Annotated in this window: 8 protein-coding genes and 6 pseudogenes; 4 read left to right on the forward strand and 10 right to left on the reverse strand. The window is 59.6% G+C overall.

The window, feature by feature from the left end; genetic code table 11:
- Positions 1 to 202 precede the first annotated feature (202 nt).
- From D6B98_RS41100 to D6B98_RS36150, 4 genes and pseudogenes are all read right to left on the reverse strand, one after another.
- Positions 203 to 988 (reverse strand): NEL-type E3 ubiquitin ligase domain-containing protein, encoded by a 786-nt coding sequence (locus D6B98_RS41100; RefSeq protein WP_235884887.1) that lies wholly within the window; start codon positions 986 to 988, stop codon positions 203 to 205.
- Positions 907 to 1605 (reverse strand): leucine-rich repeat domain-containing protein, encoded by a 699-nt coding sequence (locus D6B98_RS41105; protein ID WP_235885247.1) that lies wholly within the window; start codon positions 1603 to 1605, stop codon positions 907 to 909. Before D6B98_RS41105 ends, D6B98_RS41100 begins: the two co-directional genes overlap by 82 nt.
- A 355-nt stretch (positions 1606 to 1960) precedes the next feature.
- Positions 1961 to 2770 (reverse strand): effector protein NopP, encoded by an 810-nt coding sequence (locus D6B98_RS41110; RefSeq protein ID WP_283810187.1) that lies wholly within the window; start codon positions 2768 to 2770, stop codon positions 1961 to 1963.
- A gap of 280 nt (positions 2771 to 3050) precedes the next feature.
- Positions 3051 to 3188: pseudogene (locus D6B98_RS36150) on the reverse strand (IS66 family transposase); the annotation flags it as partial.
- A 732-nt stretch (positions 3189 to 3920) separates the two neighbouring features.
- Between D6B98_RS36150 and D6B98_RS36155 the strand changes: the two are divergent.
- Together D6B98_RS36155 and D6B98_RS36160 are read left to right on the forward strand one after the other, a co-directional pair.
- Positions 3921 to 4304, forward strand: a complete 384-nt coding sequence (locus tag D6B98_RS36155; protein WP_126261747.1) for a DUF2169 domain-containing protein — start codon at positions 3921 to 3923, stop codon at positions 4302 to 4304.
- A 227-nt stretch (positions 4305 to 4531) separates the two neighbouring features.
- Positions 4532 to 5860 (forward strand): DUF3422 family protein, encoded by a 1329-nt coding sequence (locus D6B98_RS36160; RefSeq protein ID WP_164719091.1) that lies wholly within the window; start codon positions 4532 to 4534, stop codon positions 5858 to 5860.
- Positions 5861 to 5926: 66 nt separating this feature from the next.
- On the opposite strand, the pseudogene D6B98_RS36165 reads toward D6B98_RS36160, so the two are convergent.
- The 4 genes and pseudogenes from D6B98_RS36165 to D6B98_RS36180 form a co-directional block, all read right to left on the reverse strand.
- Positions 5927 to 6216, reverse strand: a pseudogene (locus D6B98_RS36165) (DUF736 family protein); the annotation flags it as partial.
- Positions 6217 to 7063: 847 nt separating this feature from the next.
- On the reverse strand, positions 7064 to 8311 hold the full coding sequence (locus D6B98_RS36170) for a type II toxin-antitoxin system HipA family toxin (protein ID WP_126261748.1): 1248 nt from the start codon (positions 8309 to 8311) through the stop codon (positions 7064 to 7066).
- Positions 8308 to 8610: a helix-turn-helix domain-containing protein gene (locus D6B98_RS36175; protein WP_126261749.1), complete on the reverse strand. Its 303-nt coding sequence runs from the start codon at positions 8608 to 8610 to the stop codon at positions 8308 to 8310. Before D6B98_RS36175 ends, D6B98_RS36170 begins: the two co-directional genes overlap by 4 nt.
- Before the next feature lie 445 nt (positions 8611 to 9055).
- A pseudogene (locus D6B98_RS36180) lies at positions 9056 to 9744 on the reverse strand (GntR family transcriptional regulator).
- 36 nt (positions 9745 to 9780) lie between these two features.
- Here D6B98_RS36180 and D6B98_RS36185 point away from each other — a divergent pair.
- Positions 9781 to 10062, forward strand: a pseudogene (locus D6B98_RS36185) (biotin-independent malonate decarboxylase subunit beta); the annotation flags it as partial.
- A 77-nt stretch (positions 10063 to 10139) separates the two neighbouring features.
- Positions 10140 to 10394, forward strand: coding sequence for a triphosphoribosyl-dephospho-CoA synthase (locus tag D6B98_RS36190; RefSeq protein WP_430642555.1), 255 nt, complete (start codon positions 10140 to 10142; stop codon positions 10392 to 10394).
- A gap of 404 nt (positions 10395 to 10798) precedes the next feature.
- Here D6B98_RS36190 and D6B98_RS36200 read toward each other — a convergent pair.
- Positions 10799 to 10975, reverse strand: a pseudogene (locus D6B98_RS36200) (transposase); the annotation flags it as partial.
- A gap of 55 nt (positions 10976 to 11030) precedes the next feature.
- Positions 11031 to 11209, reverse strand: a pseudogene (locus D6B98_RS41745) (IS110 family RNA-guided transposase); the annotation flags it as partial.

Here is an 11209-nt window from a genome sequence, read left to right on the forward strand (position 1 = left end):
GCGGCGCTTTTGGAGGTGCGGAAGGGCCCGTCCGCGCCGTTGTAGCGTGGACGTGTGATCTCTTGCCAACCGCGGCACGGGTAGCCGCTCTTCACGGACGACAACCAATTGCTCGTCCGAAATCTCCAAACGAGACCGCGTGATCGGGGCGGCTATCGCATCGATCAAAGCTCGAGGCCGTGCTCCCGGAGAACCCTGTCCATTAGCTCGCCCTTGTCTCACGTGCGATTTCGCTGAGGATCTGTGCTCCGACCACCCGCCGGGCATCAACATCCTCCGTCAGGCCATGCTCCGCGAGCCGCTCGTTCAAGCGCGTCGGAAACTCATCCTCCAGGGCATCGGCAAGCCGGTCCCGCATCGCGGCATGATCATCGGGGGCGATCCGCCTCACCACCGTATCCCAAGGCTCCCAGCGCGTTGCCAGAAAATCCGCCAAACCCGTCTCTTCCTGTTCCCGCACCGACGTCTCAGCCCTGGCAACGTCGTAAGGCGTGACGTCAGCAAGATTCAAGAAGCGCATATCCGGGGCGATGTGGCGCAGTTCCAGCTGATCCCGTAGCTGGGTCTGATAGGCAAGATAGACCTCGATCTCGTCGATATTTGCCTGCGGGTCGGCACCACGGAGGGAGCTGACCGTCTCGCGTGCGATCTCGTCAAGCGCCTCCAAACGAAACATAACACGGCCGTGTTGGAGCAGTTGATCGAGCCGATTGTCATAGAGCCCTTCATTGACATCAGCGTTCAGGCGTGCGGTCTGCATGCCGTTCCAGGTCAAAGTGATGCGGTCCTCGCACGACGCAGTCGATCCATTGGCCAGCTCGAAAAGCCGCTCGCGCAGCGCCGGCCTCATCGCGGCTCGTAGCAGATTCTCGGCTACTTGGTCGCGGAACGGCTGATGACCATAGTTCACGGTGCCCGCGAGACTTTCGAGAAAGAGTGCGAAGTCCTGCGCACCGGGCTCTTCGGCGAAGCCCTGCCACGCGTCCACTGCGCCGGGCTCGTCGGCGAGCCAATCCGCGACAACAGTAGCCGCGGCTGATGTTCCACCGGTTGTAGTGGCATCGATAGCAAGACCTGCGGACCGGCATAATCCGCGCCACGTGTGGCTGACGCCAAATCGGCCAGCACCGTGGCCGGTATCGGATTAGACCGCAGGTCAATGCTGGACGCGCTGCCGAGCTGCGTCAGCACGGTCGCGGCCAGGCCGGTCAGCTGGTTGTTACTGGCGCCGAGCATTTCAAGCCCGACCGGGAGTGTCCCGGGCAGATCGGTCAACTGATTTTCGCTGACGTCCAGATATCCAATCCTGGCCGGGATGTCGGGCAGGCTCGTCAGCTGGTTGTTGCTTGCGTCCAGGTAGCGCAGTCTGGCTGGAAGATCGGGCAGGCTCGTCAGCTGATTTTCGCTGACGTCTAGGCGGCGGAGCCTGGCTGGAAGGTCGGGCAGACTAGTCAGCCGGTTATCAGAGGCGTAGAGGTCCCGGAGTCCGCCCGGAAGCTGGGCCGGCAGCCTGCTCAACTGGTTACCGATGACATTGAGGGTGCGGAGCGTGGGCAGGAGTGAGGCTGGCAAGGCAGTCTCTTCGTCGCCCACCTCCGACTTCATGAAACACCTAATCGCGGTGTCCATCAAACCGGCAGCAGCTCAATTTCTGGGAGGATACGACGCATTCGCCCGCCAGCGAGTCGAATACTGACTTGTCAGCTCGCGCATGCCATAGGCAATCCGCTTCTCCCGCCCGGGCCACAGTCGAAAACCCCGGTTGGAAGCCGGGATTTTCTTTTGTGCTATTATAGGCAACAACTCTACTAAACCCCCGCGGTGAGGTCAGTACAGTGCACCTCACGCATTGAGCCGAATTTGACTTCGGCTTCGTTCCATCCAACCCTCGATCGTAAGCCGCAGGTGTCGGTTGGTCTGCGCTCCTGCTCCACCTCAATCGATTGGTGGAGATCTCACGTCACATAAAGTCTCCATCCGAATCGGACCCTGGTGAAGGTTCATCATCACTCGGCGTTTTGACTTTGGAGAGATACATCGGAGAATTGGTTGCACGTTGCCATTCACCATCCCTATATCTCCACTGTCGGGACTGGGTGGGATCGAGTACCATATCATTGTGATCTACATCAACGAAGCCCATTTGTTCTGCACGGGCTCTCGCTTCATCATTAGCAGGACGCCAATTCACCAGCGGCCGTTCGCCGTCTTGCTGTAGTTGGTGCTCAAGCAGAATATCGCCGGCGTTGCCGACGAGCGGATGAGCAACCTGAAAATCCACGATTGATGTGACGTCAGTTCGTCCGGGGAACTGTTCTCGCCACCGTTGGCTGGTGAACTCAGTCGCCATAGGAAATCCGGCTTCCGTTCTTTGGAGGCCGACGCTCCTGTTTCCCAGTTGGTAGCTGTAATATCGGGCGGCACCAGAATCCCTTCGGATCGCGTAATTGCTAGCGACATCCGCGGTGCGCCTAGCTCTTTCGGATACAAATTCTGAGTATTCCTGCGGATTGTTGGCGATATGATTGATCTCGTCACCATGAAAACTCCTCACCCGTTCCCGGAATTCGGCTTGGTCGATCTCAACAACGGGAGATCTTGAAGTGAGGTAATAACTCGGCTGCGAGGATGAGCTGGCACCCGAATCCTGCAATCCCATTCTACCGAACGCGTCCGCGAAATAGTCAGCATTCCTGTGCTCCGGGGAGTTCGCGTTATGATACTCATCAGCGGATGGAATATCCGACCAATTGTTAATTCGACCGCCCATGGCGACCACACTCCTATGGCTTTTGCATTGTGTTCAGGTCATTAGACCTAACCCCGCCGATAAGCAGCTTAGCTGTCCGTAAGCTGACGCCGACAATAAACGAAAAGCACAATTCTCTGAAACGTAGAGCGAGCCGGCGAGCGCGCGCAGTTCGGCGCCGCGCTCGCCGGAGCGTCTTCATAACTCGGCCGAAGTTGAGATCAGCTGAGCGAAGCTCCGTTCCAACGATGGACGCGCCATCAGGGACAGCATGCGTCAGCAAACCTTTATTCTGGGCGATGTCATGGAGGAAGCGAGCGAACCCTTCCCAGCGCCTGAGCATATAATTGATAGCCTTGAGCACCTCGGACGAGCGCGAGAGGGTTTCGCGCGCGCGCAGCGGCCAGGCGTGCATATCGTCGAGAAGCAGCTTGCTCTGCGCAGGTGTCAGATTCACCGACGGCATTCATCCAAATGCCGGCAACCCACGCCGCCTGATCACCTCGTCACCCAGAATTCTGCATAGCTCGATCCAAAGTTCGGTCTCGCTGCATGCACTCCGAGATTCTAACTGCCGCTGGATGAAAATGCAGCGCAGGTCAGAAGGAGCTTCGTGGGGATGCCCTGGCACCTTTCGGACAGCGCCTGACTAGACCGGTCCCCTGACCAAAAGCTGACGGCCGCGATGAACTTCTCGAATTCGGCAAGTTGATCGCGATGCACCCCAGTCACCTAAAATAGCGACGCTACAAGCCTCAAACTTGTCAGAGCTCGTCGGCACAAAAGCTGGTACAGCGATCAACGTCCAAGGCTGAGATCGTCAAAGCGAATCGAATGACGAAGTTGCCTTTGTGCTTGACGGTCAGCCCTTCAGCCTTGAACCCGCAGTTGCTGACGTCGCCTGATGGCGGCAAAGGTTCATTCGCGACCGTCGAACTGCTAGTCGCGGCATCGCGGTAAGCTGCGGCGGAGCGGCTTTGGGGACCGAAGATTCTGCTTGAGCAAATTGCCGCTGCTTCGAATATCAACCTTTGCCGTGGAAACGACGGTTTACGCAACGCGGAGCTAAACGGCTGCCTACCAAATTTGGTATGGGACATAAAGACGCGCTTGCATCGAGCGACCGAAAGTCTGTCACGCTCGAGCGATATTGGTGGGGACGAAAAACGTCTTGGCAGGCTTCATGCCCGTTCCTGTAAAGCCACGCACACTGGCTCTGTCGACCAAATGCGAGCGTCGTCCTCCAGGGACGAGCCTCATTTCGGCCTTCGCCGCATTCAATCTCGCCAACTCGCGCCCGAATCGTTTGCAGGGCGAGCAGGAGCTTTGGGTCGTGGCCGCGAAGGAGCTTCCGCCCGGCACCTCCCTGCACGTCGGCATGCTCAAGCCACAAACCAAGGTGCTTATCGGCGGACACGCGGCGGAACCTGAGGGACGGCCAGACAACAATGTCCACGTAGATCTAGGCATCCATCGAACGGTGCCGCGCGCCACCGCAAAGGTCGCGCGCGCACCGCCACACCTGTTGAGCCTCAATGCCGGCATTTCGCCATAAACAACGGACCATACGTTGATGGCGTCGAAAGCTGGATGGGGCGGCTCCACCTTAATCTGCCTGGTCTGACGCGCGTCCCGCAAGACCTCTTTCCCGAGTTCAAGCGGCGTGATCATCGACACGGCTTCGTCAGCTACCTAGCCGCGCGCAACCGTTTCCCAGCACCGCCATTGCCTCCGGCGTCTAGGCTGACGGTTGCCTGCTCACCTGAAGCGAGGCGTCAATACATGATCGATGACGAACTGGATCTGCGAACCTTCACGCCACATCCGCAACGCGACGCTGTGCTCCGCGAAGTGCACGCGCGCCCCTTCACGCGCCTTGATTCGCCGTTCAGTGTGATCCACTTCGCTTTTCTTGCACAGGGCGAGGCGGCCGCAAGCGAACGCTGCCGTTTTATCGATTTTTGCCTCGAGCGCAATCTTACGCCGCCTGAGCAATCGGCGAAACTTCATCAGATTGTCATCGGGCCCGCTACGCTACGCTGGGAGCAGCATTCTGAATTTACAACACTCACCTGGATCTGGACTAATTCAAATTGTTCTGCCGCAGACCGATTTGACAAAGTTGATGGTACTGTCCGATCGCTGATCCGCGCGTTGCGTCAGACCGGACAGTTGCTGGTCGCGATCAGGCTAGAAGTGGAGCAGGACGCCTCGCCGACTACGCGGGCCGAACAGATTTTTGACGAGAACAGCCTCGCCATGGTTGCCACAAAGAGCGGCACAGGCATTGCCGCCTCAGACTTCCGCGTGGACGAAAAAGGCTTCACGAAAATCCTCGTTTGCGACCTTGGCATGACATCCCACGATCTTGGAGCGCTAGTGCAGCGGCTCCTGGAAATCGAGACCTACCGTCCATTGGCGCTGCTTGGTCTGTCGGCGGCCCTTGAGCTTGCACCATCTGTTGATCGCATCGACCGCCGGCTTGTTGAGGCGCTCGAGAAGATGCAAAGCGGTGAGGGGCTGCGGTTCAACAACCATCTGCTTGCGGAGCTGACGGCGCTGGCAGCCTCCTTCGAAAGAGGCGCGACCGGCAGCCTGTTTCGCTTTGGCGCGAGCAGGGCCTATAACGAGCTGGTCCAATCGCGTCTGTCCATCATTGAAGGCAACAATATCTCGGGCTATCCAACCTGGTCGGCGTTTCTAGCGCGCCGTATGGCGCCGGCGATGCGAACCTGCGCGACCGTTGAGGACCGTCAGGCGACTCTATCGGACAAGCTAGCGCGTGCCGCCGATCTGTTGCGAACCCGGGTCGACGTCGAAATCGAACGGCAGAATCATGACCTGTTGCAGGCTATCAACGAGCGCGCGAGACAGCAACTTCGGCTGCAGTGCACGGTCGAAGGATTGTCGGTCGGGGCGATAGGATATTATGTGGTCAGCCTGTTTAGCTATCTTGCCAAGGGCGCGCATGACGTCGGACTGCGAGTAGAGCCATCGTTCCTGACCGCGGCCTTCGTGCCGATCGCGGTCGGCGTGATCTGGCTGGTAAGCTACAATGTCCGAAAGAGACACCTCAAGCACCACGACGCGCCCTCCGTTACTTGCGACTAAAGCTGCTTGAGGGGTTCGGTGCGTCCGTCCTGCGATCCTCGCATGGTCGGGGTCAGTCGCCCTTGCGCGGCTGGGACGGGGCCAGATCAGGCTGAAGCCCTCACCTTCCTCGTCGGCAGGTTGGCGAAGATCGGTGGGGTGAAACTCGGATCGTCGAGCTTCAGACCCCCTCGTTGGAGCCCTTCGCCCGGGCGGCCCTGATCTCCAACGGCCGACGTAGACCCAGTGGCTCGGTTGTCGCCGGAGCGGTTGGTTTCGGGGGCAATCCGCACGTTCCTGGCCTGGAGCGAGAGGGTGACGATTCCACCGATGATCTCGTTGTTGCCGGTCCTCGTGAAGGTACGGATGCTCGCCATAATAGTTCTCCTTGATCTGCGTTTCCGAGCCCCCACCGGCCTCGATGGTGATCGACGGGCCGGAGGTGATCGACGGAGCACTGCGATCGATGCGTCAGGCGTTCTTCGGGTGATCAATCCATCGAAAAGGCGGTTGGCGCGCTCGCCTGCAGAACTGACGTCAAGAAGAATGTGGCGAGTTCGACCGCACCGAGAGGCCGGCAAGTGAGTTCGATGGTGATACGCGCCTTCTGCCTTTTGCAACGGACCAATTTGGAGTCGTAGTTACGTGTCAGCCGCGCGGCCGTTCACCTTATTGTCGCCGTCTCATTTCTGAAATGCGACCGCTTGGTCCATGCCTCTATGATCGCTGCTTTGAATGTCTTGGCGCTTTAGACCAGCTACATTCTAATCACATCCTGATGAGGGTTTTTTGACATCCTGGTCACACCTCGTGCACACGTCCGCCTTAGCAGTCGACAAACCTAAACTTCCGACCAAGTTCATCACAGTCAGCCTTGCAAAGCGCCACGATCTGGGGCGATATTTGGTATGATCCCCTGATCGTAGAGCCGGCCATGAATCGTGCCGGGCAGCGACTCGGCAATCGAGAAGTTCGACTGCTTGATCCAATTGGTCGCGCCAAGACCCACATCTCTTGTCGCACCCGCGATGATCGAGAGCCCACGAGCGGATCGAACCGCAGCGCCCCCAGCGCGCCGTAGCGAAGCTGGCCGTCGAGGCTGCCGCCCAGACCAGGCCTCGCGCAGCACGATCCCTTGCTCCTTCGCTGTCTTTGATGAGCCCGAGCGAGCAGTATCCCGACGGCAGCAATGCTCGCGAGCCTGAAGGGCAAAAGAGATGAGACTTAGCTTGGATCTAGAACCAAGCTCATCTCGCGGATTTTTGCATCGATCTTTTCGAGGACAGCCGTCGGAACAACATCCCGCTCAGGAAGGTTCCACCAAAGCTCGTTCACCGATGAAACGACTTGCTTGACGGCCGAGATGACGGCGGGATCCGGTAGCCGCGCCCGGTTGGCAAACTTCCGCCAACGATCCGGAGTAAGCGCCTTGAAGGACTTCTCGCCCCCCAATGACAGCGCCATGTCGTCCTTTGGAAAATAGGCCGTGGTCGACAGCACGTCGTACACCGGGGCGATGGCCGGAGTGCAACCGTCGCCCGGATAGATCGTAGACCAATTTTTCAAGTGCATGTCTCCGTTCCCGACGAGCGCAGCAAGAGCCAGGCGGCGGACAAATTCGAGTGCGGCATCTGTCGACACCGCGACGTTCAGTGCGGAGGCGATATCGTGGTATGAAGCGTCATCGTACTTCTTGGATGGTTGCCGGCCGAAAACCTGAGCAAAGTCTTCGATATGTATCCGCCTGCCGTCGGGGCCCCTATCGAAACGCTTCACCAACAAAACTTTACCGGTCGAGAGGGTGTTGAACTCTTCAGGTATCTCCTCGAAATCCGATTTTTCAACAAGCTCTCGTTGAGGCACATCCATACCGATTGCCTCCGAGAGCGCTAGGATGGCGAACTCATTTTCCGACAATCCGACAAGATTGGTTGAGGGGAATTTCGCAATGTACTGACCCTGCTCGTCGCCGATGGACAAGGTCAATCCGCCTGCCCTGCCCGTGTTTTTCATCACCGAGAGCTTCATCTGAACTCCGGCCAGGGAAAAACGAGCTTTGATCACTTGTGGATCGGTTTGAGCAGCTTTTGTGGTAGTGCCGTCGCTGGGCACGACGCGCACGGCGCCCGGCAAGTCCGTGCCAAGCGCCGCCAGGAGGTCGAAATCGTTGCCCGGCCTCACCGCTCCTGCGTGGTGTTTCTCCATTGCCTCGCGGAGCCTGTCCTCAGGCAACATGTTCGCGAAGAAGGCCGGCAAGACGTGCGCTAGGGGTTTCGGATCTTTGCGAAGGCCGCCATCGGCGGAGCGCAACGAAAGGCTCAAGATTGGAGGCCTTGCCATGGCTCGATACGCTGGATCCAGGCTGAAAGCGTTGAAATCGCCCGGCGTGCGTACGAGCGTTCCGACCTTGAGCTTTTGAAGGAACACGTCGAGCGATCGGATGGTGTTGGGGGCGCGGACTTGGACACTCATTCATCACCGTCCTTATCGGTGGTGAAGGCCGGTCGGTCTTCGTCGTCGGAAGGGCGAAGCAGAGCATTGACGCCCGGGACCATTGCTTGTGGGATCAGCATCAACTCCATACCCAGCGCGCGCGCGACGTTGATCAGGGTCGTGGCACGCGCGGCGGCCGCGCCCTGCTCGATGTCACGGTAACGAGGCCTCGAAATCCCCGCGCGTTCAGCCACCTGCTCTTGAGTCAGACCCGCTTGTTTCCTGGCATCCCGGAGGAGCCGTCCTAGGTGGAAGGTGGTCTCCGAGCCGCGCTCCATGATCCCTACTCGTACCTTTTTACAAGATCCGTATACATATCGTGCTCAGAAACTGGGATCAACCATTATGTTCTGTTTACGTATCTTTCCAACTTAAAAGATCTGTAAACGTGTCATTCTTTTAGCCTCGATAACGGGAGCGCCTCTCATCGCAACGTCGGCAGCGATTACAGCCCCGAAGTGCCCTAACCGTATTCTTGGTTGTCCTGCGTTCGCCAGCCTCAAACTTAGATTGGCCTCAGGCCGTAACTCACACTTTTTGGAGAGCTCGGCCAGTTTACTCGCGCATCCGAGCGTCCTCCGGTGGGCATGCGAAGGGGCCGAAAATTGATCGCTGGCGCGGCGCCCCGGTGACTGCCGGCACGCGGGCAACCGGATTGCGGCTGGAGGTACCTTCAGCCGCGCCTGCCTTCGTTTACGTCAAGGGTGGTCGATGACCGCCTTGTCAGAGTTTGTCGGGCTCAGGCCCCTCGACGGGCCTGACGCGATCTTCGATGTAACGCCGCAGCGCTGCCGCGGCGTTCAGCATATACGCACGCATCCGGCGTGAGGCGTTCTCGCCGTCCCCTTCGGCAATCGCCTGCATGATGGCATCATGCTCGTCGCGGGACTTGCGAATGCGATCGCCCTGCCGCAACTGCGTGCGGCGGAAGGCACTTAGCCTGGCACGGACGTCCTGGGCCTGTTCGGCCATGAACGAGTTGTGCGTTGCGCCGTAGATGCATTCGTGTGGAAAACCCGGTTGAACGCATCATAGGCATCGACGTCGTTGGCCTCGACCATCGCCCGCGAGCCTTCGTGCAACTCGATCAGACGGCTGCGCTCGAGCGGCGTCATGCGATAGGTGGCGAGGCGGACGCACATGGCTTCCACCTCTGCTCTGGTCTCGAACATGTCCATGATCCGTTCGGGTGTCAAACGGACCTCAACCAGCCCGCTGACGACGAGCTGTCGCAGCGCCTCCCGCACCGGGGTACGCGAGGCTCCGAAGCGATCAGCAAGCTACTGCTCTTCGAGAGCCGAACCGGCGACGAGCGCGCCGGACGCGATCTCGCCTGTGAGCGCATTGCGGATGCGATCGGAGAGGAGGCCGCCATCTTCTTCGGCTTCTGCAACTTTGAACAGACCTGCCATTCAGCTTCCCATAATTGCGCGCACGGTGAAGTAGAGGATGGACGCGCATCCGCGCTCGTAGCCGCGCAGGAAGGACACTTCATGGGCAGCGCCTTCGGCGAAGTCCACGGCGCCAAGCTCACCGGCCTGTTGCGTTCGGCGCGCGCGCTCAAGCAGGATGTGGTGATCCTGTTCGACACCTGCGGCGGGCGACTTCAGGAAGCCAATGCCGGCGAGCTCGCGATCGCGGAAATCATGCGCGCGGTGATCGAGGCGCGGCGCAGCGACATCAATGTCATCGGCCTGATCGGCGGGCGCGCCGGCTGCTGTGGCGGCGGCAGCCCGCATCTGTCGATCTTCGGCCCCTGTCCGCATTGCATGCGGCGCGCAAGCTTGCGCCCGACGACGAGGAAGCAGTGCGCGTTGAGACCTGCATGAGACTGATCGCCAAGGTCACCGACACCAACCTGCTGCATCGTGGCGGGCCCGAGGGACTGCACTTCGCGCAAGAGAGTGCCTCCAGCTTCCCTGCCGCCGGCGACTTCGGATCGCCTGGATGGCGCCGGCGCGCGGCCGACATTCATGAGGCGTTCGTGGCGCGCAATCTCAGCCCCGGCGGCTCGGCCGATCTGCTCGCGATGGCGCTGTTCGTCGATAGGATAGAACTCTGATGCTAGCACTACTCTGCGGCGGTCAAGGTACGCTCTCGGACAAGATTTTTGATCTTGTCGCAGAGCCGCCCGCCGCGGAGCCGGTTTTGCCGCAGCGATGGCTTGTCTCCGCGCGGACCCCCGGCAGTTCATCAGGACGCGGACCGCTGATGAACTTTCCGCCAATCATTCCAGCCAGATCCTCACGGTTACATCGACGCTCGCGATTCACGCCTGCATCGCCGATCTCCTGATCGAGCAAACCGCCGTCACCGGCTGCAACGTCGGCGAGATGGCGGCCTGGAGCATCGCTGGGATCTGGACGGCCGAAGAAGCGCTGCGGCTCACGGATCTTCGCGCGCGGCTGATGGAAAGCGCGGCAGGGCCCGATAGTCGACTCGGTTATGTTCGCGGCCTAGGGGCTGTTAGGAACCAGCAGCGAGTTTAGCGACGTTTTTGAGCATGATGCATGCGAAAGCGATCAGGTGGAGATCGGCGAGAGTCTGAGCGCATCGCTCGTAGTCTTTGACAAGTCTTCGGAAGCGTGTGGCCCACACGAAGGATCGTTCGACGACCCATCGCATTGGGAGCAGCACGAAGCCTCCTTTGGCCTCCGACAGGCTTTATGACCTCGAGGGCTATGCCGTGGTCTGCAGCCGACTTGAGCCGCGTGCGATGCCGCACAACCTGGTAGCGCCGCGCCACCAGCCGACGCTTGCGTTCGGTCTCCGCGTCCGGCGTCCAGATCTGCGGCAGATACCCGGCCGCCTGCAGACTGGCGAGCGTGCCGGCATCGATCTTGTCGGTCTTGACGTGAGCCTGGGCGATCGCCTTCA

Source organism: Bradyrhizobium sp. LVM 105, assembly GCF_003957705.1.
Classification (GTDB): domain Bacteria; phylum Pseudomonadota; class Alphaproteobacteria; order Rhizobiales; family Xanthobacteraceae; genus Bradyrhizobium; species Bradyrhizobium frederickii.

Bases quoted from the DNA above. Each gene is read 5' to 3' on its own strand.
- D6B98_RS41105 (WP_235885247.1), bottom strand. From the start codon at position 1,605: ATGAAGTCGGAGGTGGGCGACGAAGAGACTGCCTTGCCAGCCTCACTC.
- D6B98_RS41110 (WP_283810187.1), bottom strand. From the start codon at position 2,770: ATGGGCGGTCGAATTAACAATTGGTCGGATATTCCATCCGCTGATGAG.
- D6B98_RS36160 (WP_164719091.1), top strand. From the start codon at position 4,532: ATGATCGATGACGAACTGGATCTGCGAACCTTCACGCCACATCCGCAA.
- D6B98_RS36170 (WP_126261748.1), bottom strand. From the start codon at position 8,311: ATGAGTGTCCAAGTCCGCGCCCCCAACACCATCCGATCGCTCGACGTG.
- D6B98_RS36175 (WP_126261749.1), bottom strand. From the start codon at position 8,610: ATGGAGCGCGGCTCGGAGACCACCTTCCACCTAGGACGGCTCCTCCGG.